22 protein-coding genes are annotated in these 22,966 nt (G+C 72.5%); 10 read left to right on the top strand and 12 right to left on the bottom strand.

The genetic code is table 11. The annotated features are described in order from the left end of the window. Nucleotides 1-249: 249 nt before the first annotated feature. Nucleotides 250-489 (top strand): hypothetical protein, encoded by a 240-nt coding sequence (locus ACIPXM_RS20825; RefSeq protein ID WP_401657410.1) that lies wholly within the window; start codon nucleotides 250-252, stop codon nucleotides 487-489. Nucleotides 490-554: 65 nt separating this feature from the next. On the opposite strand, the gene ACIPXM_RS20820 is transcribed toward ACIPXM_RS20825, so the two are convergent. The 4 genes from ACIPXM_RS20820 to ACIPXM_RS20805 all read right to left on the bottom strand — a co-directional run bounded on the left by ACIPXM_RS20820 (nucleotide 555) and on the right by ACIPXM_RS20805 (nucleotide 4,030). After that, nucleotides 555-1,055, bottom strand: a complete 501-nt coding sequence (locus ACIPXM_RS20820) for a hypothetical protein (RefSeq protein WP_401657407.1) — start codon at nucleotides 1,053-1,055, stop codon at nucleotides 555-557. After that, entirely contained in the window at nucleotides 1,039-2,772 is a 1,734-nt protein-coding gene (locus ACIPXM_RS20815; RefSeq protein ID WP_401657405.1) for a DNA/RNA non-specific endonuclease, read from the bottom strand. Before ACIPXM_RS20815 ends, ACIPXM_RS20820 begins: the two co-directional genes overlap by 17 nt. 54 nt (nucleotides 2,773-2,826) lie before the next feature. Next, nucleotides 2,827-3,126: a hypothetical protein gene (locus ACIPXM_RS20810; RefSeq protein WP_401657403.1), complete on the bottom strand. Its 300-nt coding sequence runs from the start codon at nucleotides 3,124-3,126 to the stop codon at nucleotides 2,827-2,829. A gap of 307 nt (nucleotides 3,127-3,433) precedes the next feature. Next, nucleotides 3,434-4,030, bottom strand: a complete 597-nt coding sequence (locus ACIPXM_RS20805; RefSeq protein WP_401657401.1) for a TetR-like C-terminal domain-containing protein — start codon at nucleotides 4,028-4,030, stop codon at nucleotides 3,434-3,436. 103 nt (nucleotides 4,031-4,133) lie between these two features. Between ACIPXM_RS20805 and ACIPXM_RS20800 the strand changes: the two genes are divergently transcribed. Beyond that, nucleotides 4,134-5,201 carry an alpha/beta hydrolase gene (locus tag ACIPXM_RS20800; RefSeq protein ID WP_401657399.1) on the top strand — a complete coding sequence of 356 codons (1,068 nt, stop codon included), beginning with the start codon at nucleotides 4,134-4,136 and terminating at the stop codon, nucleotides 5,199-5,201. 672 nt (nucleotides 5,202-5,873) lie between these two features. Here the strand turns inward: ACIPXM_RS20800 and ACIPXM_RS20795 are convergent. Further along, the gene (locus ACIPXM_RS20795) at nucleotides 5,874-6,449 is read right to left on the bottom strand and encodes a RidA family protein (RefSeq protein ID WP_401657397.1); all 576 of its coding nucleotides are present in this window, start codon (nucleotides 6,447-6,449) and stop codon (nucleotides 5,874-5,876) included. Nucleotides 6,450-6,707: 258 nt separating this feature from the next. Here ACIPXM_RS20795 and ACIPXM_RS20790 point away from each other — a divergent pair, with 258 nt between their 5' ends. Then, a complete protein-coding gene (locus tag ACIPXM_RS20790; RefSeq protein ID WP_401657395.1) occupies nucleotides 6,708-7,685 on the top strand; it encodes an Lrp/AsnC family transcriptional regulator in 978 nt (325 codons plus the stop codon). A 63-nt stretch (nucleotides 7,686-7,748) separates the two neighbouring features. Here ACIPXM_RS20790 and ACIPXM_RS20785 read toward each other — a convergent pair whose 3' ends face one another. After that, complete coding sequence (locus ACIPXM_RS20785) at nucleotides 7,749-8,213, bottom strand: MarR family winged helix-turn-helix transcriptional regulator (RefSeq protein ID WP_401657393.1); 465 nt, start codon at nucleotides 8,211-8,213, stop codon at nucleotides 7,749-7,751. A gap of 229 nt (nucleotides 8,214-8,442) precedes the next feature. On the opposite strand from ACIPXM_RS20785, the gene ACIPXM_RS20780 reads away from it, so the two are divergent. Continuing rightward, nucleotides 8,443-9,069, top strand: a complete 627-nt coding sequence (locus ACIPXM_RS20780) for an isochorismatase family protein (protein WP_401657391.1) — start codon at nucleotides 8,443-8,445, stop codon at nucleotides 9,067-9,069. A gap of 74 nt (nucleotides 9,070-9,143) precedes the next feature. Here ACIPXM_RS20780 and ACIPXM_RS20775 read toward each other — a convergent pair whose 3' ends face one another. Genes ACIPXM_RS20775 through ACIPXM_RS20765 form a run of 3 tightly spaced genes read right to left on the bottom strand, consistent with a single transcriptional unit; the run spans nucleotide 9,144 to nucleotide 11,419 of the window. After that, nucleotides 9,144-9,587, bottom strand: a complete 444-nt coding sequence (locus ACIPXM_RS20775; protein ID WP_401657389.1) for a hypothetical protein — start codon at nucleotides 9,585-9,587, stop codon at nucleotides 9,144-9,146. A gap of 19 nt (nucleotides 9,588-9,606) precedes the next feature. After that, a complete protein-coding gene (locus ACIPXM_RS20770; protein ID WP_401657387.1) occupies nucleotides 9,607-10,044 on the bottom strand; it encodes an FMN-binding protein in 438 nt (145 codons plus the stop codon). A gap of 31 nt (nucleotides 10,045-10,075) precedes the next feature. Beyond that, entirely contained in the window at nucleotides 10,076-11,419 is a 1,344-nt protein-coding gene (locus ACIPXM_RS20765) for a ferric reductase-like transmembrane domain-containing protein (protein WP_401657432.1), read from the bottom strand. A 168-nt stretch (nucleotides 11,420-11,587) separates the two neighbouring features. On the opposite strand from ACIPXM_RS20765, the gene ACIPXM_RS20760 reads away from it, so the two are divergent. The 3 genes from ACIPXM_RS20760 (at nucleotide 11,588) to ACIPXM_RS20750 (ending at nucleotide 14,632) form a co-directional block, all read left to right on the top strand. Continuing rightward, complete coding sequence (locus tag ACIPXM_RS20760; protein WP_401657385.1) at nucleotides 11,588-12,277, top strand: response regulator transcription factor; 690 nt, start codon at nucleotides 11,588-11,590, stop codon at nucleotides 12,275-12,277. Beyond that, the gene (locus ACIPXM_RS20755; RefSeq protein WP_401657383.1) at nucleotides 12,274-13,728 is read left to right on the top strand and encodes a sensor histidine kinase; all 1,455 of its coding nucleotides are present in this window, start codon (nucleotides 12,274-12,276) and stop codon (nucleotides 13,726-13,728) included. The genes ACIPXM_RS20760 and ACIPXM_RS20755 overlap by 4 nt, the downstream gene beginning before the upstream one ends. A gap of 187 nt (nucleotides 13,729-13,915) precedes the next feature. Beyond that, the gene (locus tag ACIPXM_RS20750) at nucleotides 13,916-14,632 is read left to right on the top strand and encodes a hypothetical protein (protein WP_401657381.1); all 717 of its coding nucleotides are present in this window, start codon (nucleotides 13,916-13,918) and stop codon (nucleotides 14,630-14,632) included. A gap of 19 nt (nucleotides 14,633-14,651) precedes the next feature. On the opposite strand, the gene ACIPXM_RS20745 is transcribed toward ACIPXM_RS20750, so the two are convergent. From ACIPXM_RS20745 to ACIPXM_RS20735, 3 genes are read right to left on the bottom strand one after another with little or no spacing between them, the layout of a single operon-like run. Then, the gene (locus tag ACIPXM_RS20745) at nucleotides 14,652-16,970 is read right to left on the bottom strand and encodes an ABC transporter permease (RefSeq protein WP_401657379.1); all 2,319 of its coding nucleotides are present in this window, start codon (nucleotides 16,968-16,970) and stop codon (nucleotides 14,652-14,654) included. 11 nt (nucleotides 16,971-16,981) lie between these two features. Then, nucleotides 16,982-17,749, bottom strand: a complete 768-nt coding sequence (locus ACIPXM_RS20740) for an ABC transporter ATP-binding protein (RefSeq protein WP_401657377.1) — start codon at nucleotides 17,747-17,749, stop codon at nucleotides 16,982-16,984. Further along, a complete protein-coding gene (locus ACIPXM_RS20735) occupies nucleotides 17,746-18,252 on the bottom strand; it encodes a PadR family transcriptional regulator (RefSeq protein ID WP_401657375.1) in 507 nt (168 codons plus the stop codon). Before ACIPXM_RS20735 ends, ACIPXM_RS20740 begins: the two co-directional genes overlap by 4 nt. A 159-nt stretch (nucleotides 18,253-18,411) precedes the next feature. On the opposite strand from ACIPXM_RS20735, the gene ACIPXM_RS20730 reads away from it, so the two are divergent. From ACIPXM_RS20730 to ACIPXM_RS20720, 3 genes are all read left to right on the top strand, one after another. Next, a complete protein-coding gene (locus ACIPXM_RS20730; protein ID WP_401657373.1) occupies nucleotides 18,412-19,680 on the top strand; it encodes an ABC transporter substrate-binding protein in 1,269 nt (422 codons plus the stop codon). 228 nt (nucleotides 19,681-19,908) lie between these two features. Beyond that, the gene (locus ACIPXM_RS20725; protein WP_401657371.1) at nucleotides 19,909-21,579 is read left to right on the top strand and encodes a glycoside hydrolase family 13 protein; all 1,671 of its coding nucleotides are present in this window, start codon (nucleotides 19,909-19,911) and stop codon (nucleotides 21,577-21,579) included. Between the two features lie 49 nt (nucleotides 21,580-21,628). After that, nucleotides 21,629-22,963 carry an ABC transporter substrate-binding protein gene (locus ACIPXM_RS20720; protein ID WP_401657369.1) on the top strand — a complete coding sequence of 445 codons (1,335 nt, stop codon included), beginning with the start codon at nucleotides 21,629-21,631 and terminating at the stop codon, nucleotides 22,961-22,963. Nucleotides 22,964-22,966: the final 3 nt, after the last annotated feature.

Below are 22,966 nucleotides of genomic sequence, written 5' to 3'. Positions count from 1 at the left end.
GCCACCCGCTACGACAAGACCGCACAGTCCTACGAAGCAGCCGTCACCCTCGCATCACTCCTGATGTGGGCGTGACATTTGACGACAGAACCTAGGGGTCAAGGTGTGGGCGGGCAAGCGCGGGAAGGCGTGACCGCCTGCGAACGGCCCGCACGCCGGGCCCCGTACAGCAGTCCGCCGCTCCCCACTCGGCCTAGGAACCGTGGGAGCGGCGGAGCCATCCGGCACCACCGCGAAGGAGACCGCCAGATGTCCCTCCAGGATCCCATGGCCACCGCCGGACCGGAACCCGGTCCCGGCCGGCAGCTCACGATTCCGCTGCGCTATCCCTCCGGCACCGGCCTCGCCCTCGCCGGGGGCATCACCGCCGGGATCACCTGGCAGTACGTTCCGCCGGACGCCACCTGGCCGCTGGTCGTGCTCGGCGCCGTCGCGATGATCTGCGACACCGCCATCATCGCGATCCGCGCCCGGCGGCACACGGTCTGACGCTGACGTCTGGCGCGGTCGTCTGACGTGGTCGCGGTCGGAGTCGCCCTCGGCGGGTGTGCCGGTCAGGCCGTGGTGACGGTGAAGTCCGGTCCGGGGAAGCCCGGTGGGAACAGAGGGCAGACGACGGTGCGGGTGAGCACGGCGGTGAGGAACGTGGTCATGGTGCCGGGGTGTTCCCAGTTTCCGGAGCGGCCGATGACGACGACCTGGTCGGCGGCGGGGTGCCAGTGCAGACGCTCGCCGTTGGTGGTCGTCCCCCAGGGGTAGAGGCCACCGGGCTCGGGGTGCAAGGGGTAGGGGACGTCGTCGGGGTCGGCTTCGCGCAGGAGACGGTCCATGAACAGCAGGTCGTCGCCCGCGGTGAGCAGGTTGGGCGGTGCGGCGGCGGGGTGCCGGACGATCAGGAAGCCGTCGATGACGAGCTGGGGGTAGGCGTCGGCCCAGGACCGGTAGTCGGCGGGCGGGACGAAGCCGAGGAGCTGCTCGGTCCGGGCCCAGTCGACCGCCGGTGCGGTCGCCGGGGCCGGGCCGAGCAGGCCGGCCAGGCTACTTCTTGCAGGCATGGGCGGCGGAAGGCGTGTTGGGGAGGGTCACGTGGAACACTGTGCCCTTGTCGCCCCTGGCTGTCATCGTGACACTCGCGGGAATGAGCAGGCCGGGGACGTACGTCGCGGTCACGGTGTAGTCGACCGGCGACTCCGCCTTCACGAGGTCGGCGACCCGGTTCTCGCAGGTCCGCATCACCACCTGGTTCATCGTCCGGTACAGGGTCACGATGTTGCTGAACGTGTTGCCGGCGCCACCGAAACGCGCGCCGATCAGATGCCCGCCGTCGTGGATGGCCGGGTTGTAGCCGCGCGGGGCGACCGAGGCGGCGCTGCCGGTGGGCGGCGGATCGCACAGCACCACGTGCCCGGAGGTGCCGCGGCCCAGGCTGTCCAACGGACCGTAGACCGGGGGCTGCGGGGTGCAGGTGCGCGACGGGCTCGGCGAGCCGCTCGGCGTTCCCGTACCGAAGCGTTCGCGCTGGTGCTCCTCGTGCAGACGCTGGAGCTCTTCGATCAGGTAGTCGATGGCCGCCTCGCTCATGGCGTTGCCGACGACCTGGGCGAGCGCGGTGTAGACGTGGGTGCCGCGCGTGTTGCGGGCCCTGCTGTACCAGGCGGCCCAGGCGGGCGAGGTGTTGGTGCACGCGAGGGAGCCCGTCGCGTTGACGGGCAGGGTCCCGCTGGTGGCGCAGCCGCCGACCGGGCTGCCGCTGCCGGTCATCGACACCGTCATCATCGCGTTGATGTTCGTCGGCGGCTTGAGCTTCGCGCTGACGAACCGGCTGGTGATCGTGACGGTCACCGAGCAGGCGGCCGGACCGCAGCCGGTGAACGCCGCGCTCCCGCTGGCGTTGAACTGGTACGACATGTCCGCCGACTTCGCGAGTTGACGGGTGTTGCTGACGAGCTCGTCGAACAGCTCGTCGACCTCGGCCCGGGTCAGCTCGTCGACGTCGATCTGTGCCGTCGCCGCGGGCGCCCGAGGGACACCGCGGCGGGCCGAGCGGCTCGCCCGGCCGATGCCCGGCACGTCGAGCAGCGCCGACGGCAGCGCGGTCGGCAACGCGTTCTGCATCGACGGCAGCCCCGAAAGGCCCGAAAGACCGCTGCCCTTCGGCGCGATCCGCACGACCCGGTGGGGCGCGGTGCTGGTCACGTAGATGTCGCTGAGCGAGCCCGACGCCTTCCACGCGCTCTTGCCGTCGACCGTCACCGTCTCGTCCCGCTCGGGGAACCGGATCCCCGGCTGGTTCAGCTGCTGCGCCACCGCCGTGCCCAGCAGCTTCGGGGTCAGCGTCCCACCGGTACCCGGAAGCGCGCTGCCGGTCACCCACTTGTCCTTCAGCAGCTCCGCCTGCCCCGGCCGGGCGCCCGTACCGGCACCGGCACCGGCACCGGGGAGCTTGTCGTGCCACTTCACATAGGTCTTGCCGCCCACCGTCAGTGTGTTCGTCAGCGAGCCGCCCACCGTCATCGTGCCGATCGCCGCGCCCTCACGGGTCGCCCGCGTCCGGACCGAAAGCCCGCCGGGGGCGCTCATGCGGTACCCGAAGTTCGGCGCGTCACGCAGCGCGGCCGCCGCCTTCACGAACGCCTCGCGCGATCCGCCGCCCTTGGCGGCGCCCGCCGGATCGTTGTCGTCGCCGCCCGCCTTGCAGCCCGTCAGCAGCATCGCGATCGCGATGCCGGACGCGACCCCGGCGCCCAGCGCCCTGTTCCCTCCACGATGCACGGAGGATCCCCCTTGTCCACCCGAGCCCGCCGCGGGCGTCGGCCGCCCGCGGTCTCAGACACACGAGTGCCTGACGGGGACCGCACCCCGGGACATGGATAGCAGGTCTATCCTTAGATTTGGCGTGCGCATGACGACAAGCGGCTTTCCGGTCACACCACGACCCGCGAACTCCATCGGGTCGTGGTGTGACCGGATCCGGTAGCCGCGGGTGCGGACGGCGTCGATGATCTGGGGCAGGGCCTGTGCGTCGAGGACCGGGTCCTGGCCGTCGAGGGAGCCGACGTGCATCTGGACGATCTCGCCGGGGACAAGGGCGTCGAGGGCCCGTCTGACGGCCTGCTGCACCGTCATCCGCCCGCGACGCCCTGCGGGTGGCGCTCGGCGAAGTGGCCGGTGAGGAAGAAGGTGGCCGGGGCCGGCTGTCGGCGGCGGCCACGGGCGCGCGGAGTCCGGATGGGGCACGGCAGCGTGCATGTCCTGGGTCGCTGGCCAGGTTGCCGACGAAGCGGTGGACGACGTGGTTCGGCGCGAACATCCGGGTGAACCAGCGTTCCCGCAGCTTCTCTTCCACGCCCTGCTGCCCGTACTGGCGCGGGCACTTGCGGCAGGACTCGCCTGCCTCCCAGTCCCAGAAGGCCGAAGGCCCGTGCGGGCAGGGCTACTTGGCCAGTCCGTGCAGGAGTGTGTCGACCATCTGCTCGGTGCGGTCCTCGTCGAGCGGTTGCCGGATGAGCAGCGCCCGGAAGTGGAGGGGTGCGATGAGCAGTTCGAGGGCGAGCTGGTGGTCGGTGTCGGCGGCCAGTTCGGCGCGGTCGATGGCGCGGTCGATGATCGTGCGAGCGGCGTCGTAGCGGGCTCGCCAGAATCGGTCGCGGTTGGCGGCCAGGGCGGGGTCGTCGTCTCCTGCTGCCATGGCCTGGGCCAGTGCCGTGCCCAGTGGTGTGTCCAGGTAGGCCGTGACCAGGCGGGCCAGCGCGACCATGTCGTCCCGGAGGGTTCCGGTGTCGGGGATCGGCAGCTGCTCCTGGCTGTAGGCCAGAAGGGCGTCGAGGATCAGGTTCTGCAGGGTGCCCCAGCGCCGCTGGATCGACGTGGCGTGGACGCCCGATCGCCGGGAGATCTCGCTCATCGTCAGGCGGTCGGCGCCGCGGTCGGCAAGCGCTTCCAGCGTGGACTGCAAGACATCGGCGCGGATTCGCGCGGATCGGCCGCCCGGGCGGCGGGTCACCTGGGTGTGCATCTCGTCCCCGTTCACACCCCTGAGCTTAACGCACGATTCTTGCGTTTGCGGTCGACCGGACGTAGCGTCCCTGACGCACGAAGTCTGCGTTAGGGATCGCGTCGTAGAAGGAGCTGTCATGTCCTACCAGTGGCCGCTGGATGCTTCCGAGCTCTTCGGTGAGCGGTATCCGCAGATGATCAACACCGGGCTGCCGGTGTCCGATGTCGACACCGTGCGTGCTGCGGTCGCGGACATGTGGACGGACGCCCCGGGCGGCTGGGTCCATGAATGGTCGAAACTGGCCGCGTCCTACGCGGAGGCGGGCGCGCACGAGCGGGCCGCGCTGGCCTACGGGTGGGCGAAGTTTCCCGCCCTGGCCGATGGAGGCAAGCGCGTGGCCCTGGCCAGGCAGCTCGAGCAGTATCAGCTCGCCGCCCCCGGATTCGGTCTCGAATTCCAGCGTCAGGTACTGGGGTTGCCGTACCGGGGCGGCACAACCGACGTGTCGGTGCATGTGTTCACGCCCTTCGGCCTGCCCCCTGGCCGGCCGGTGCTGATCGCCAGCGGGGGAGTGGACAGCTGGAAGATGGATGTGCACGGGGTGCTGGTGCTTCTGGCGACCCAACTCCAGCTCCGCGTAGTGGCTTTCGACATCGCTGGTACCGGCGAATCCGCTGTGCCGATGACGGGTTCCGGCGGTGCGGAGATCGTCGGCGGGCTGATCGACCATGCCCGGTCGCTCGGCAACGGTGTGGTGGGGCACGTGGGGATCTCGATGGGCGGTTACTTCTCCGCCCGGTCCGGTCTCGCCGGCGATGTGGACGCCGCCGTGGTGTTGGGCGGGCCGGTCGAAGCCGCGTTCACCGGTGAGCGGAAGGCCGTCTTCGGAATGGACGGGATCGTCGGCAACGCCCTGGGGTTCGATGCGCCCCCCAGTCCCGAGGAGTTCGCGGCAAGCAGGGCGGAGTTCTCGCTGCGCCCGCTGCTCGACCAGGACCGCAACGCCCCGATGCTGATCGTCAACGGCGCCGATGACGTGCATGTCCCGCAGCACGACACCCTGGTGTTCCAAGGGCGTCGGGACACGGTGGTCGACCTTGTTCCCGACACCGGGCACTGCGCGGTGAGCAAATGGGGCGAAGTGTTCCCCACCGTCATCGGCTGGCTCGACCGTAGCCTCGCCGCCGCGGGGACGTCGCGATGAGTCCTCGGATGTCCTCGACCGCTTCCTTGCTCAACTCGGCCGCTGGGGCGAGGACGACCAGATCGGTGCGCTGAACCTTGTCGGCGCCGAACAGGTCCGCGCCGGGCCGCAGCCCGGCGGGCTGCGCTCCGATCCCCAGCTGATCACCGCCGCGACCCGGAACCGACCATCTCGCGGCGCGGCACGCAATGGTGCTTGTGCGTGACAGCAGGCTGTCGGTGTGCGACTGCTCGGTCCTGAACGGGGGGCCGGGCGGCGGGATCACTGGCACGGTGCCGGCCGGGGTCCCGGAGCTGTCGGGTGCATTCGCCGTGGGCGTGTTCGTGGTTGAGGTCGTGCGGGAGAACGGTGGGGGCCTGTGCGGAGAGGCGGATCTGAAGCCCCTGGAGGGCAAGCCCGCGCTCCAGGCGATCAGCGGCAGCCACAGGCGCCGGCCGCCGTCCTCGCACGCGAGGGGGTACTCCGGCAGCTCACCACCCGTGCTGACAGGGGAGTCCGTATCGCCGACGGCCCGCAGCCGGTCAACGGGCCGCCGCGGCACCGGCCGCCTGCGGTGCGGCGACCACCGCCGGGCCACCGGCTGGCGGCCCTGCGGCGGGTCGGCCGCCGGGTCCTTCGGTCGGCCTCGGACCGGCGTTCCGGCCCCGATATGTCCCGGGCGGGCGCACCGGATCATCGGACCGCGGTCGCCTCGATCTCAAGGAGCACACCGGGGCGGGCGAGCCGTTCGACACCGATGGCCGCGCTGGTGGGCTTGATGCCGGCCTTGTCGAGTCGGTCGATGACCTGGTCGAAGTGCTGGAAGAAGAGATCCTCGTCGGTCACCGAGTACCGCAGGTTGGTGATGTCCGAGGGCTTGTAGCCGGCGTCCTTGACGTACTTCTCCACCTGGTCGAAGACACGGTCGATCTGCCGCTCCATGTCCCACAGGTGCAGATAGGTGTTGTTCTCGTCCTTCGCCGTCTGCCCGGCCACGAACAGGATGCCGCGCGGGTCCTTCACCTCATGGGTCTGGTAGAGGGCGGTCCTGCCGTCGTACTTCCAGGGCTCACCCAGCTTTCGTCGGCTGTCCGTCTTCTGCGGTGCGGTGTCGGCGGGGGCCGCGGGTGCGGCCTTGGCCGCGCCGGTGGTGGTCAGTTGTGGACCGTCGCCGGTGCCGGACTGGACGCCGAGCACCAGCGCCGCGGTCGCCAGGCCGCTGACGACGGCGGTGGCGAGGTTCGTACGGCGGGTCAGGCTCTTGGTCATGGTCGTGCCTCTTCTCGGTGAGTGACGTTCGCGGGAATCCGTCGTGACGAGCCGTGGTGATCGGCCGCCGCGACGAATCGTCGTGACGAGGACAGTGAAGACCGCGGTCCTCCCACCGGCCCTCACCTGCGGTCCCTCATGCCCCTACGTGCAGGATTCCGTCACCCGACTCCCTCCCGGCGGTGGATTTCCGTCACCATGGGCCTTGACCACGAACAGGGCCGGAGGCGCGGCCCGGTCGAACTCGGAGGGGCCGCGATGGACGACACGGACAAGCTGGTGGTCTCGGCGCTGCTGGCCAACGGGCGGGCCTCGTGGGCGGTGATCGCCGAGGCTCTGGACCTCACCGAGAGCACGGTCCGCAGACGGGGCACCCGGCTGATGGAGTCCGGGCTGCTCGCGGTCACCGTCCTGGAGAACCCCTACCGCGCCTGGGGCGGCTGGCCCCTGCTGCTCATGCCGCGTGCCCGGCCCGACCGGACCCTGCGGCTGGCGCACCAACTCGCCCGGATGTACCCGGTGAAGACGGTCTGGGTGCTCGACAACGGCGAGATCTTCGCCCTGGTCCACCCCCGCCACCGCGACGAACGCAATGACCTGACGCTACGTCACCACGCGCTGGTCGGTGATCTCGTCGACCTGCGGACCCTGCCCGTGCTGCGCGCCCACACCCTGGCCGGTCCGCCGCATCCGCCCCTGCTCACCGCCGCCCAGACGGATCTGATCCGGCACCCGTACGGTGCTCCCGGCCTCGGTCCCGGCCCTCGTCTCGACACCGACGAACAGCACCTGGTGGAAGCGCTCGCCGTGGACGGCCGGATGAGCCTCGCCCGGCTCGCGGCGGCGACCCATACCTCCTCCGCGACCGCGCAGCGCCGCCTCGACCGCCTCCGACGCGGTGGGGGCGCCGAGATCGCCACGGTCGTGGACCGCTGCCAGGTGGGCCTGGAAGTCCAGGCGGTGTTCTTCATCCAGTGCGATCCGGCGACCCTGGCCGACACGGTCAAGCAGTTCACCTCGCTCACGGCGGTCCATCTGGCCGCCGCGGTGAGCGGCCCCGACAATCTGATCGCCGCGGTGGCGGTGTCGCACACCGACGACGTCTACCGCCTCCAGGCCGATGTCCTGCCCGGTCTGCCCGGCTACCGCCACTCCCGCGTCCATCTCGTCACCACGTTCATCAAGGACAGCGGGATGGTCTACCGCGAGGGCCGCTGGCAGCCGATCGAGCCCTGACCGACGGCCGCTCCGACCGGCCGCTCGGACCCGCTGCTCGGACCGGCTCCTCAGACCGGCCCCTCAGACCGGCCTTTGCGCCGCCGCGCTCTGGGCCTTCGCCACCTGACCGAGCGCCTGCTTGAAGGTGGCGTACGCCTCCTCGCCCAGGGCCTTCGCGTGCCGTTCCTCGATCGCGCGCATGATGGTGGTGGCCGTCTCCATCTGGAGGAGACCGCGTTCGGTGGGGCGGACCAGTTTGGCGCGGCGGTCGGCGGGGTCGGGGGCGCGCTCGACATAGCCGAGGCGTTCCAGGTCGTCGACGAGTGTGCCGACCACCTGCTTGTGCTGGCCGGACAGCCTGGCCAGTTCGCTGGCCCGGATGCCCTCGGGACGCAGATGGGCCAGGACGACCCCGGAGCGCGGCAGGATGTCGTCGAAACCGCGCTCGGCGAGGGTGGCGAACAGTTCGCGCTGGACGGAGAGCAGGACCCGGGCGGCGAGCACTCCCAGATCCGGTCCCGGTTCGGCCTGCCGGTCCCCGGTCATGTGTCCACGCCTTCCTTCCCGCTGCCGCTCTGCCTGCCGCCGTTGTGTCCAGGGCGGTCCTACCAGCGAGTTTATCCGTCCGGCCGTTGCCCGGCCGGCACCGCTCCAACTCCGGCTTGCATCTCTGGCGATGGTCACCTAGATTCAAAGTCGTCACTGAAATTGACTATCAAGATTAGTGACCAAACGTGAGTGGCTGAATCCCCGTTGACGATCCGAGGAGAAGAACGTGAGCGAGCGCAGCAAGTACCTGGAGCCGGTCACCCGCGAGAACGCCGCCGTCGTCCTGGTCGACCATCAGGTCGGTCTGCTGTCGGGCGTCCGGGACATCCCGGTGGGCGAGCTGAAGCACAACGTGGCGGCGCTGGCGCGGGCCGCGACCGCGCTGGACATCCCGCTGGTGGTGACCACCACCGCCGCCGACAGCATGTGGGGACCCACTGCCCCCGAACTGGTCGAGGCCCTCCCCGCCGGACAGAAGATCATCGACCGCAGCTCGGTCAACGCCTGGCACGACGGCCGGGTCCGCGAGGCCATCGAGGCCACCGGCCGCCAGAAGCTGATCTTCGCCGGGGTGTCCCTGGAGGTCTGCGCGGCCCTGCCCGCGTACGCGGCGACCGCCGCGGGCTACGACGCCTACGTGGCCGTGGACGCCTCCGGTACCTTCAGCGCGACCAAGCGGGAGGCCGGGCTGGCGCGGATGCAGCAGGCGGGCGTCATCCTCAGCGACTACGCCACCCTCATGGTCGAGGCCCTCGGGGACAACGCCGCCCCCGAGTCGGCGGCCGTGTACGCCGCGCTCGACATGCCGTTCGCGGTGCTGGTCGGCCAGATCTCGGCCGCGCACCGGTCCTGACACGACGATGGGCGACGCCCGTCCGGCGGTCGGGGGGCGACGCAGGGGGGCCATCGGTCTCACCGCGCGCCTCGTCATGAGCCGGGTCGCGATCGGCACCGGCGATCCGCCCACCCGGCCCCCCGGCCCCGCATCCATCTCGCCCTGCGCGTCGAGGTGCCCGGCCGACCGCTGCCGTATCTCTGGCGGGCCATGTTCTCCCAACCCGGGCAGAGCATGCGTGCCTCGGGCTCCCGGAACAGGACCGAGACCATGTTGCGATCCGCCGGGGGCCGGTCCGCCGGATCGCCCAGCAGGGCTTCGGCGAGCGGGTTCCAGGCGAGGACGTCGAGGTGGCGGCCGAGCACCGGGCCGGGGGTGGCCAGGACATGCAGCAGGCGCCGGGTGCTCTCCGGGACGCGTTCGGCGCTGCGGTGGTCCTGTGGGGATGGGGATGAGGATGCAGCCGGCGCCTGGGCCGACGACTCGACCGTACGCGAGCGGCACGCCCAGTCCAGGCCGGGCGGCAGCTCCGTCACGTGCTCGACGCGGTACGCGTCAGGATTCGTCCCGCAGGTCGAGGGCGGCCTGGAGGGACCGCCGGTAGCCGTCGCTGGTGACCGTCGCCCCCGTCACGGTGTCGATGTCGGCGCTCTGCTTCCGCAGGGTCTCCTCGATCAGCCGCGGCAGCGCGGACGTGGTCTGCGGGTGGGGCGGCGCCTTGAGCGCCCGGACCTCGCTGATCCGGCCGCCCGCGAGGGTCAGTTCGACCTGAACGTCGCCCTTCTCGGTGGGTATCGTCGGCCCGGCGATCACCTGCCGCCCGGGGGAACCCCCGGGCGGCGCCGACGAGCCCTCCGGGGCCGGCGCCGGTGCGTGCGGTACGGCCGCCGGGACGGGCGGTGCCTGCGCCGTCGTGCCGACCGACGGGCTGTACCGCCAGACCGGGACGAGGGCCGCGAAGGACACGACCAGGACGGGCAGGGCTCGCTTCATGTGGGGGTCCCCTCGGCTCGCCGGATCCGTTTCATCCGGCCAGGCTGAATCGTTCGAAATGGATCTGCGGCTTCGGTACGCCGAGCGTGCGCAGGCCGCGCAGCACGGCGCTCGTCATCCCGGGCGGGCCGCAGACGAAGACGTCACGCTCGGCCAGGTCGGGCACGAGCGCGACCAGGGCGTCCGGCGTGAGCGGGTCGGGGTTCGGCGGCCCGCTGATCAGGTGCAGTGCCGCGCCCCGGGCGGCGGCGAGCGCCCGCAGCTCGTCGTAGAGCACCGCGTCCTCGGGGCTCGACACGCGGTAGACGAGCACGGCGTGGCCGGGCAGTTCTTCCAGGAGCGCGCGGATCGGCGTGATGCCCACCCCGCCGGCGATCAGCAGGGAGTCCTCGCGGACGCGGTGCAGCGAGGTGAACGCGCCGTACGGGCCTTCGGCGAAGACCCGGGTCCCCGGCGTGAGCTGCCGCAGCGACGCGGAGCCCGCGCCGGACGCCTTGACCGTGAGCCGCAGGCGGGTGCCGTCGGGCGCGGCCGACAGCGAGTACGGGTTCGCCTGCCACCAGTGGTCCTTCGTCAGGAACCGCCACAGGAAGAACTGACCGGGGAGGGCGGGCAGCCGGTCCAGGTCGCGGCCCGTGACGTGGACGGAGACGACCCGGTCGGACTCGGGCACGACGGCCGCCACGCGCAGCCGGTGCCGCAGATTGCGCCGCACGGGCAGGGCGACCCGGCCCGCGAGCACCGCTCCGAGCGCGCAACCCCACAGGCCGTACCAGTAGGCGGTGGCCACCGGCGAGGACGTGAACGTGGTGCCCGCGGCGACCTGGTGGGTGAAGGCCAGCACCACCGCGACATACGCGTACAGGTGGACGAAGTGCCAGGTCTCGTAACTCAGCCGGCGGCGCGCCCAGCGGGCCGAGGCGCCCCCGACCAGCAGGATCAGGGCCATCGCGACAACCGCCCGCAGCACCCCCTCGGTGGTCTCCGCGAGGTCGACCAGCTGGTCGACGGGGTCCAGCGACGACGCCTGGGCGTAGCCGAAGGTGATGAACACGCCGTGCCCGAGGAGCGTCCACAGCAGTCCGAAGCCGGTGACCCGGTGCCAGGACGTCAGCCGGTCCATGCCGATGCGCCGGTCCAGCCACGGCAACCGGGCGACCAGCAACAGCTGGAATGCCATGAACAGCGCCCCGTACAGGCCGCACAGCCGCCCGAGGAGGATCAGCGCGTTGGACGCGAAACCGGCCTGGGCGAAGAACCAGCCGACGGCCGCCGCGTTCGCGGCGAGCAGGGCGTACAGCCCGAAGCCCGCCACCACCCGGGGGCGGGACGACGGGCGCACGGGCGGCGCCGGAGGCGGCTTCGGGGGTGTCAGGGGGACAGCAGCGGTCACGGGAGGGGACCTCCTGGATCGAGTCGGTGCTGAGAGCTTGACCGCCGGATCCTGTCGATTCCCTGTCGGGAGACTTCCAACTCCGTGTCAATGTGGGTCAGGACCGGCGGACGGGGCCGCGGATCCGGCCCGGTGCCGCAGGATGGGGGCGTGGACAAGACACGCGTACTGGTCGTGGACGACGACCCGCCGATCGCCGACCTGGTCGCGACGGTCGCCCGCTACGAGGGCTGGGAGGCCGTCACGGCCAACTCGGGCCACGAGGCGCTGCGGCTGGCCGCCGGGTTCGCGCCGGACATCGTCGTGCTCGACCTGATGCTGCCCGACATCGACGGCTTCGGCGTCCTCGACGCGCTCCGCGCGGCCGGGACCATGGTGCCCGTGGTGTTCCTCACCGCGCGCGACGGCGTCGCCGACCGGGTCGCCGGACTGACCCGCGGCGGCGACGACTATCTCGTCAAACCGTTCGCCGTCGAGGAGTTGATGGCCCGGCTGCGCACAGTGCTGCGCCGCAGCGCGGGACCGGCCTTCCAGCGCTCCGTGCTGCTCGTCGCCGACCTCACCATGGACGAGGACACCCGCGAGGTGCGCCGCGGCGACACCCCGCTGGTGCTCACCCCGACCGAGTACGAGGTGCTGCTCTACCTCATGCGGAAATCGCCCACCGTGCTGACCAAGGCACAGATCCTCGACCACGTGTGGGAGTACGGATTCGGCGGACGGTCCAACGTCGTCGAACTCGTCGTCAGTCGGCTCCGGCGCAAGCTGGACGCCACCGGCAGCCCGCTCATCCACACCGTGCGCGGCTTCGGCTACGTGATCAGGCCGGCCGCCGGATGATCGCGCGGCTCCGCGGCACGTACCGCAGACTGCGCCTCGGCACCCGCCTCGCCCTCGGTCTCGGCGTGCTGTCGCTCGTGGCGTTCGCCGTCGTCGGCACCGTCCTCACCACCTCCATGCGCCACTACCTGGCGCACCAGCAGGTCGCGCAGCTCACCTTGGTGCAGGACGTGCAGGCCAAGGACGCCGCCCAGCACCGCACCGTCACCCGGCAGCCGTACTACGGCTGGTACACCGCCGTGTACGAAGTCGGCGACGGCATCGCGCGTCTGCGCCGCCCGGCCGAAGTCCCCGGCGACATCGCCGAGTTCACCGCCCTCGCGCAGGAACGTGCCGACGCCGGGGGCGATCTCACGCGGACCGCGTGGGTCTCCGGCGAGGGCGCCTACCGGTTGCGGGCCTGCGAGGTCGTGCCCGGTGTGGTCCTGGTGAGCGCCGCGCCGATGGCGGAGACCGAGGACACGATGCGGCAGCTGATCACGGTCCAGGTGATCGCCTTCACGATCGCCCTGCTCGCCCTCGTCGTCCTCGGGCGGATCCTGCTGCGCCGGGGTCTCCAGCCGCTGAGCGACATGGCGCGCACCGCGCACGGCATCGCCTCCCACGACCTCAGCGAGTCGGCGGCCCGCCTGCCGCTGCGCGCCGACCGCTCCGGCGGCGGACCCGAGGTCGAGGAACTGCGCACCGCGTTCAACACGATGCTGGAACACATCGACGACTCCCTCGCCGTACGCGCCGAGGCCGAACAACGACTGCGCCGTTTCGTCGCCGACGCCTCGCACGAACTGCGCACCCCGCTCATGTCGGTGCGCGGTTACGCGGACCTCTTCCAGTACGCCGCCGCCAACGTGCCGGAGGAACGCGACCGGCACCTCGCCCGGCTGCGCTCCGAAGCGGCCCGCATGGGCGTCCTCCTCGACGACCTGCTGCTGCTCGCCCGCCTCGACGCCGCCGAGGTGGACGCGCCGCTGCGCCGGGAGCGCCACGACCTGGCCGACCTGGCCCGGCAGGCCGGCGACGCCTTCCGGGCCGCCCGGCCGGGGCACCCGCTCACCGTGGACGCGGGGCCCCGGGCGCTGCCGCTGAGCCTCGACCCCGTCCGGGTCCGGCAGGTCCTCGACAACCTGCTCGCCAACGCGGCGGTCCACACGCCCGAGGGGACGCGCGTGTCGGTGACGGCCCGCGCGACGCCGGGCGGTGCCCGGGTGGTCGTCGCCGACGAGGGGCCGGGCATCGGCGACGCCGACCAGCTGCGCGTCTTCGACCGCTTCTACCGCGTCGACAAGGCCCGCAGTCGTGACCGGGGCGGCAGCGGGCTCGGCCTGTCGGTGGCCCGCTCCCTGGTCGCCGCGCACGGCGGCACCCTGACCGTGCGCAGCAGCCCGGGCGCGACCGCGTTCGTCCTGGACCTGCCGGGCCGCACGGAGGACGACGGCTCCGGTCGCGGGTGACCCGGTGCGCGCGGTTCACGCGCGGTTGCCGCTGCCCGTCGCCCGAAACGGCCCCCGGGTCTGCCCGACGGTGCACAAGTCCGTCCGCTACGCCCCCAAGTGGTGTGTTCGCCGCTCTTCAATGACTAACGGTTAAGTAGATTGCCGTGCTGTCGGCGCGAACGCACAAGTGAACCTGGAGGGAATCGTGAGAGGTGCGTCCAAGAGCGGGTTCCGGGCGCGGACCGGGGCCCCTTCGTACGTCGGGGTGGTCTCCCTCGATCGCGACGAGACCTGGCTGTGGCGGCTCCGACGGGCCGGGGGCCCCTTGCTGGTCCCGCTGACCTGGAGCCAGGCCGCCGACCGGGGCAGCGACGGCCGGCTGACCCTCGTCGACAGTGCCGTCCCCCGCGAGATCGCCGAACTGGAGGAATGCGTCCGGTCGTTGGTGCTCGTCTCCCAGGTCGTCGTGTCGACCGCGGAGCACCGGCACACGACGGCGCTCCTCGAAGCGGGCGCGGTGAACGTCCTGCACCGGGACGCCCCGCCGGGCGTCCTCGTCGCCCGGCTCGACGCGGAACTGCGCTGGCTGGGCCGCACCGGGACCCAGCCGAAGGCCCCGGCCTGGGACCTCCCGCACGGGGGCGGGGAGCCGGCTCCGTCGTTCCGCACGCAGTCGCTGCTGATCGACATCCTGCGCACCCTTCCCGGCCCCGTGTGCTGCCACGATGTCCGCCGACTCCTCGGCGCCCCGGGCCGGTTGATGACGCTGCGGGCTCTCCGCAGCCGCATCCAGCGGCTGGCCCCCCACCTCGCCGAGCTCGGCATCGTGTGCGTGCGGACGGTCCGCTGGGGCGCCGACACCCTCACGGTGCACGCCCTCGACGACACGGCCCCCCACCCCGCACCTCGCCGGGCGTCGTAGGCCGCGCCCGGCGTGGCGCCTAGAAGATCTCCGTCGCCGAGTCGGTGAGCCGCCTGCGGGCCGTCTTCGCCGCGGGCGCCAGGGCGGCGGCCGCGCCGACCGCCGTCGCCGTGGCGACCAGGGTCGCCAGGAGCAGCGGCGACGGCACGTGGGCGATGCCCGCGCCGATGCCGCTGGCCCGCCCCTCCCGGTCGACGAGCCAGCGGCCGACCGCCGAGCCGACCGCGGTGCCGAGGAGGGCCGAGACCAGGGTGCTCAGGGCCGCCGCCGTGACGACGACGCCACCGATCTGGCGGGGGGTGAGGCCGATCGCGCGCAGCGCCAGCAGGTCACGCACCCGGTCGCGGGCCCCGGTGCCGATGAGGGTGAGGAGTTCGACGAGGGCGATGAAGGCGAGGACGGCGATGAGCGCGGCCATCACGCCGCGCGGGGTGTCCAGCCGGTCGGCCGGCGTGGGCGTCTCGCGGACCTCCAAGGGGCCGCCCGCCGCCCGGGACACGTCGGCCGCGACCCTGCCCGGGTCGGCGCCCGGTCGCAGGACCAGCGCGTGGAACTCGGCCCGCAGCGCGGGTGCGGCGTCGCGGAGGGTGTCGAGCGAGGTGGAGATCACCTGCCCGTCGCGGTCGGGTTCGAGGCTGCGGCCCACGACGTGCAGGATCTGCGGGCGCCCTTCGACGGTCATCCGCACCCACTCCCCGACCCGTACGCCCAGCAGGTCGAGCAGTCCCTGCCCGGCGACCGCCTCGTCCGGGCCGCTCGGGGCGCGCCCCTCGACGACGCTGTGCGGGTACGGGCGGGCCCGGCCGCCCAGTCCGCGCAGGGTGATGGTGCCGGTCTGGCCGGGCACGAGCGCGACGAACTCGGCGCCGGGGTAGGCGTCCTGGACGCCGGGGACCGAGGCCAGGGCGCGTTCCAGGGCCGGGTCGTCGCCCGGCCCCGGGTGTTCGGCGCGGACGGTCAGGGCGGCGGCCCGGCCCATCCGGGCGGGATCGTCGCCGAACTGGGCGAGCGTCGACCAGGCCACCAGGGCGACGCTCATCAGGGCGACGGGCAGCGCGAGCCGCGCGATCGACAGCAGGCTGCGGCCGCGCCCGGTGAACGCCGAGCGCCAGCCGAGGACGAGCGCGGGCGACAGGCGAAGTCCGAGGGCGCGGCGGCCGAGGAGGGTGAGCGGGGCAGCGGTCAGGCGGGCCGATCGGGCGGCGGGGACGGGCGGCACCCGGCCCGCGCGCCAGGCGGCGAGCCCGGTGGCTGTGCCGATGAGCAGGACCGCCGCGCACGGCAGGCCGACGACGATGGCCCGGTACCCGGGGAGCTCCGGCCACAGCACCATCGCCTCGCCGATCCGGCCCGGGATGAGCCGCCCGAGGGTGAGCGTCGCGAGGGTGCCGAGCCCGGCGCCGAGGGTCGCGAAACCCAGGTGCTGGACGAGGAAACCGCTGATCACCTGGGCGGGGGTGAAGCCGACGGCCCTCAGGACGGCGATGTCCCGCAGCTGGCCCCGTACCTGGGCGCGGACCGCCCCGGAGACGGCGACGGCCGCCGCGAACAGGGCCGCCAGACCGAACGCGGCGAACATCTGCCCGAGCAGCCGGTCGTCGCCGCCCGCGGAGGCCCTGGCCTCCCGCCAGTTCGTCACCTGGTCGACCCGGTCCGCGCCGAGCAGGGTCACCGCCCGCTGGACGACGTAGTCGGTGTCGTCCGGGTCCTTCAGCCGCAGGCCCACGCTGCGCCCCGCCGGTGCGGTGCGGTCCAGGGTGCTGGGCAGAACCCAGGCGAGGCCGGCCCCCTGCCCGGCCCGGTAGCGGGGTTCGGCGGTCTCCGCGACGCCCGCGACCCGCAGCGACAGGGGGGTGCCGGTGGAGCCGGTGACGGTCACCGTGTCGCCGGGGTCGGCCCACAGGGCCCGGGCGAGCCCGCTGTCCAGGACGATCTCGCCGCCGCCGGGCGCCGCCGCCAGCCAGTGCCCCTCGGTGACCTGCGGGCGGGCCACGGCCGGGGGCCGGATCCCGGCGCCCCGGAGCACGACGGAGGCGCGGGCGCCGCCCGCCCGGACGGTCGCGTCGGCCGTGCGGAACGGGCCCGACAGCGCGGCGACCTCGTCGAGCGAGGCCAGCGACGCGAGCGCGGGCGGGTCGAGGTCACCGCGGGTGTGCAGCCAGATGTGGGCGCCCTGGGACTGGTTGAACACGCGCTGCCACGGGTTCACGGCGTAGCTGAGGAGCGCCCCGGACAGCAGCAGCGAGGCGATCACACCGGCGCTGGCGAGGACGGCGAACAGCGCCTCGCCCCGATGGGCCCGCAGGTCGGAGTGTGCCCAGCGCAGAATGGCTCGCACGTCGCGCCGCCTCAGTCCTTCAGTTCGAGCACGCCGGACACCCCGGGCCGTGCCGTGCCGCCGGTGCCGAGCGTCGCGTCGTCGGTGACCTGGCCGTCGAAGAAGCTGATGACCCGGTCGGCGGCGCTGGCCATCCGGGCGTCGTGGGTGACCATGAGGATGCTCTGGCCGCGCCGGTGGAACCGGGAGAGGAGCCGGACGACGTCGCGGGTGCCCTTGCCGTCGAGGCTGCCCGCAGGCTCGTCGGCGAGGAGCAGCGCCGGGTCGTTGACCAGCGCCCGGGCCAGCGCGACGCGCTGCTGTTCACCGCCGGACAGCTCGCCGGGCATGGCCCGGTGCCGGTGCCCGAGGCCCAGTTCCTCCAGGAGTTCGGTGCGGCCGCGGCGGGCGGCACGGGGCGACACCCCGGCGAGCAGGGCCGGCAGTTCGATGTTGTCGGCGACGGTGAGGTTGGAGACGAGGTTGAAGAACTGGAAGACGACGCCGATGTGGCGGCGCCGCAGCACCGCCCAGCGGGCCTCGGAGTAGCCGTCGACGCGTTCCCCGCCCAGCCACAGCCGCCCGCCGTCGGGCCGCTCCAGACCGCCGACGAGATGCAGCAGGGTCGACTTGCCCGCTCCGGACGGTCCGGTGACGGCGACGAACTCGCCCGCCCGCACGGTCAGGTCCACGCCCCGCACCGCCCGGACGGGGGCGCTGTCACCGCGGTGGGTCTTCGTCAGGCCCTCGGCGCGCACGATCGTCCCGTGCGGCCCGGCCGTGTCCGGAGCTCCGGTCATTCCAGTTCCTCCTGACAGCGCTCCAGCCAGTCGAGGTCGGCCTGGAGGTGCAGCATGGCGCCCTCGATGAGGAGTTGGGCGATCTTGTTGTCGCGGTCCTCCGTGGCGGCGAGCCGGGACAGGGTGCGCATGGTGTTCAGGTGCTGCCGCCGCTGCCGGTTGATCAGGGCGATCGGGTCGGCGAGTCCCGACAGCGGTGCCAGCGCCAGCTTCATGAAGAACTCGTCGCGCACCCTCGGCTCGTCGGCGGTCTCCTCGAACCAGGCGGAGACGGCTTCCCGGCCCGCCTCGGTCAGCCGGTACGTCCGCTTGTTGGGGCGGCCGGTCTGCTCGACGTCCTCGCCCTCGATCAGACCGCTCTTCTCCAGCCGTCCGAGGGTCACGTAGACCTGGCCGACGTTCGGCTGAGGGTAGGCCGAGCCCAGCATCTGTTCAAGGCCCTGCTTCAGCTCGTAGCCGTGGGCGGGGCCCCGGGTGAGGAGTGCCAGCAACTGCTGCCGCACACGCTCCCCCTTCTGTGTCGTTCGGCAAGCCCGGACCTGAGACCGGCGGACCAGGTGACGGGCGGTGTCATCCGGCGGTCCAGTATCACCGATTCCCCCGGGGTCGACCTATGCCACGATGGTCCTCGTCACGTCCAGGACCACGTCCGGGAGGAACCCATGGGGTGGATACGGGCCGTGGGGAGGGGCGTTCTCGTGGCGGCGGTCCTGCTCACCGGGTGCTCCGACGCCGCGCGGCGCCCCGCACCGGCGCCGGACGGCCGGGGCCCGCTGACCTTCGTCACGGCCGGTGACCTCACCCACTACCTCGCGCCGCTGGTCGACGCATGGAACCGGGACCACCGCGCCGAGCCCGTCACCCTCGTCGAGCTGCCGGACACGGCGGACGAGACCCGGGCCCAGATGCTCAGTGAACTCCGCTCCGGCAGCAGCCGCTTCGACGTCCTCAACATCGACGTCGCCTGGACCTCGGAGTTCGCCGCCGCCGGACTGGTCAGGCCCCTCGACCCGGGCCGCTTCGAGCTGGACGCCTTCCTGCGCCCCGTCGTCGACACGGCCACCTTCGAAGGACGCCTGTACGCCGTCCCGTACGTGACCAACGCCGGGCTGCTCTATTACCGCGCGGACGTCCTGGAAGCGGCCGGCGAACGGCCGCCGAGGACCTGGGCCGAGCTGGCCCGGCAGGCCCGCACCCTCGCGCCCCGGCACGGACTGGCCGGATACGCGGGGCAGTTCCTGCCCTACGAGGGGCTGACGGTGAACCTGACCGAGGCGATCCAGTCCGCGGGCGGCACCGTCCTGCGCGACGACGGCACCCGCGTCGGCGTCGACTCCGACGCGGCGCGCGCCGGACTGGAGTTCCTCGCGGACGGGCTGCGCGAGGGCTGGATCCCCGCCGAGGCGCTGCGCTACAACGAGGAGGAGTCCCGGGCCGCGTTCGAGGCGGGCCGCCTGCTGTTCCTGCGGAACTGGCCGTACGTCTACACCGACGCCAACGGCACCGGTTCGAAGGTCGCCGGACGCTTCGGAGCCGTCCCGCTGCCCGGTCTCGACGGGCCCGGCACGAGCGTGCTCGGCGGATCGAACCTCGCCGTGTCCGCCCGCTCCCGGCACCCCGCCACCGCCGCCGACTTCCTCGCCTACCTGACCAGCGAGCCCGTGCAGCGGACCGTGCTGACCCGGGGCTCCCTGCCGCCGGTGCGGGCCTCCCTCTACGACGACCCCGGACTCGTCGCCTCCCACCCCTATCTGCCGATCCTCCGGCAGAGCGTCCTGGCCGCCGTGCCGCGCCCCAAGAGCGCCCGCTACGAGCAGGTGAGTCTGGCCGTCCAGGCCGTCGGGCAGGACCTGCTCGCCCGGCGCGCCACCCCCGAGGAAGCCGTCCGGCGCCTCGCCCGGGAACTCGCCGCGATCGCCGGGACCTCCTGAACGCCACCCCGTCCCGGTCCGCGCGCATCACCCTTGACTCCTGTCTCTCGAAGCACTGTTGACCATGGCCGGTTCCCTTCGGTGCAGCACCTGTGCCCAAGTGGGCATCCGGCCAAGCAAGTTCGGCAGCATCGTTGACACCCGTCCGTCATCACTACTTAACATGAATGCATAGCAGGGTGCCCCGGTCGGGTGCTCCCGCATTCACCTCAGACAGGTCGACGCGAGATGCTCAGCACTCTTCCGGCCCAGGCCGGCCCTCCCTCCACCCGCTCCGCCACCCCATGGTGGCGGGACGCGGTGATCTATCAGGTCTACGTCCGCAGCTTCCTCGACAGCACGGGGGACGGCGTCGGCGACCTCGCCGGTGTCCGGGCGGGGCTGCCGTACCTGAGGAAGCTCGGTGTCGACGGGGTCTGGCTCAGCCCCTTCTACCCCTCGCCGCAGCACGACCACGGCTACGACGTCGCCGACTACCGCGACGTCGACCCCGTGTACGGCGACCTCGCCGAGTTCGGGCGCGTGGTGACCCAGGCCCACCGGCTCGGGCTCAAGCTGCTCATCGACATCGTCCCCAACCACTGCTCCAGCGAGCACCGCTGGTTCAGGAAGGCGCTGGCCGACGGGCCGGGCAGTGTCGCCCGCCAACGCTTCCACTTCGCCCCCGGGCGCGGACCGAACGGCGACGAACCGCCGAACAACTGGCACGCCATGTTCGGCGGACCCGCCTGGACCCGCGTCACCGAGGCCGACGGCACCCCCGGCGAGTGGTACCTCCACCTCTTCACCCCCGAACAGCCCGACCTGAACTGGCGCGACCCCCGCGTCGCCCAGCAGTTCGAACAGGTGCTGCGGTTCTGGCTCGACCGGGGTGTCGACGGCTTCCGCATCGACGTCGCCGCCGGCCTGTTCAAACACCCCGACCTCCCCGACTCGGACGATCCGACGGCCGACGAACGCACCCGCGACTCCGTCAACCCGCTCGCCTGGAACCAGCCGGAGGTCCACGACGTGTGGCGCCGCTGGCGGTCCGTCTGCGAGGAGTACACCGCCCGCGACGGCGTCGAACGGCTCCTCGTCGGCGAGGTGTCGGTGCCCAGTGCCCGCGAACACGCCCAGTACGTACGCCCGGACGAACTGCACCAGGCGTTCTTCTTCGACCTGCTCAGCGCCCCCTGGGACGCCGCCGCCTTCCGTACCGTCATCGACGAGGCCCTGCGCGACATCGCGGGGACCGGCTCCACCGTCACCTGGGTCCTCAACAACCACGACCAGGTCCGCACCGTCACCCGCTACGCGGGCGGCCCCGGATCCGAGAACGTCGGTGCCGCCCGGGCCCGCGCCGCCGCCCTCCTCATGCTGGCGCTGCCCGGCGCCGCCTATGTCTACCAGGGCGAGGAACTCGGCCTGCCCGAAGTGCTCGACCTGCCCGACGACGTCCTGACCGACCCCATCTTCCACCGTACCGGCAGCCGCGAGCGGATCCGGGACGGCTGCCGTGTCCCGCTGCCCTGGTCGGGCCAGGCATCCCCGTTCGGCTTCAGCGACGCCGCCGCCGGGGCGCGCACCTGGCTCCCGCAGCCCGAGTGGTTCGCCGAGTACGCCACCGACCGCGCCCTCGCCGACACCCGGTCCTTCTGGCACCTGTACCGCGAGGGTCTCCAACTGCGGCGCAGTCTGCCTCAATTGGGGGAGGGGACGCTCCGCTGGCTGGAAGCGCCTCCCCAGGTCCTCGCCATCGCGCGGGGCGACGGACTGGTCTGCGCCGTCAACTTCGGCTCCGAGTCCGTTCCCGCCCCCGTCCCGGGCTCCCCCCTGCTGGCCAGCGGCCCCTGCCGGGAGGGCGAGCTGCCCGGCGCGACCGCCGCCTGGTGGTCCACCGACACCCCCGTCTCCTGATCCGAACCGCCCCGCCCCGAGGCACATCTCCCAGGAAAGGAAGACCGTCATGCGACGACCCGCCGCGACAGCCCTCCGCACCACCGCCACCGTGTCCAGCGTCCTCGCCCTCACGCTCGCCGTCTCCGCCTGCGGCGGCGACACCGAACCCGCCGGAGGCGGCGGCGAACTCGCCGGAAAGACCGTCACGGTCGCCGGAGTGTGGACCGGCAGCGAGCAGAAGAACTTCAAGAAGGTCCTCGACGCCTTCAGCGCCAAGACCGGCGCCAAGACCGTCTTCGTGCCCTCCGGCGACAACGTCTCCACCTTCGTCGGGAGCAAGATCGAGGGCGGCAACGCCCCCGACGTCGTCCTCGTCCCGCAGGTCGGCGTCCTCCAGCAGTTCGTCAAGGCGGGCTGGCTCAGCCCGCTGTCCAAGGAGACCACCGCCACCGCCACCGCCGGACTGGCCCCCGTCTGGAAGAACTACGGCACCGTCGACGGCACCTACTACGGGCTCTACTTCAAGGCCGCCCACAAGTCCACCGTCTGGTACGCCCCCGACGCGCTGTCCCAGGCCGGCGTGAACGAGCCCAAGACGTGGGCCGAACTCCTCGCCGCCGGACGTGCCCTCGCCGACTCCGGACGCCCCGCGTTCGCCGTCGCCGGGGAGGACGGCTGGACCCTCACCGACTGGTTCGAGAACGTCTACCTCTCCCAGGCCGGACCCGAGAAGTACGACCAGCTCGCCCAGCACCGGATCAAGTGGACCGACCAGAGCGTCGTCACCGCCCTCACCACCCTCGCCGAGGTCTTCAAGGACAAGCAGCTCGTCGCGGGCGGCGCCCAAGGCGCCCTCCAGACCGACTTCCCCGGCTCCGTCGAGAAGGTCTTCGGCCCCCAGCCCGAGGCCGGCATGGTCTACGAGGGCGACTTCGTCGGCGGCGTCGCCAAGGACGAGTTCGGCAAGAAGCCCGGCGTCGACGCCAAGTTCTTCCCGTTCCCCGCGGTCGGCACGGGCACCCCGCCCGTCGTCAGCGGCGGCGACGCGGCCGTCGTCCTCAAGGACGCCAAGAACGGCGCGGGCGGCATGAAGCTCCTGGAGTTCCTCGCCACCCCCGAGGCGGCCGAGGTGTGGGCCGGCGCCGGCGGCTTCCTCTCCCCGAACAAGAATGTCAAGCCCGAGGCGTACGGGGACGACACCGCCCGCGCCACAGCCAAGTCGCTCGTCGCCGCCGGCGACTCCGTCCGCTTCGACATGTCCGACCAGGCCCCGGCGGCCTTCGGCGGCACCAAGGGCGCCGGCGAGTGGAAACTCCTCCAGGACTTCCTGCGCGACCCGTCGAACCCCAAGGCGACCGCGGCGGCACTGGAGGCAGCGGCGGCCAAGGCGTACGGGAACTGACGC

Origin of the sequence: Streptomyces sp. NPDC090025 (assembly GCF_044748125.1) — a bacterium.
GTDB lineage: Bacteria > Actinomycetota > Actinomycetes > Streptomycetales > Streptomycetaceae > Streptomyces.
Note: the sequence above shows the minus strand (reverse complement) of the source record. Positions and strands in the feature narration are given on the sequence as shown.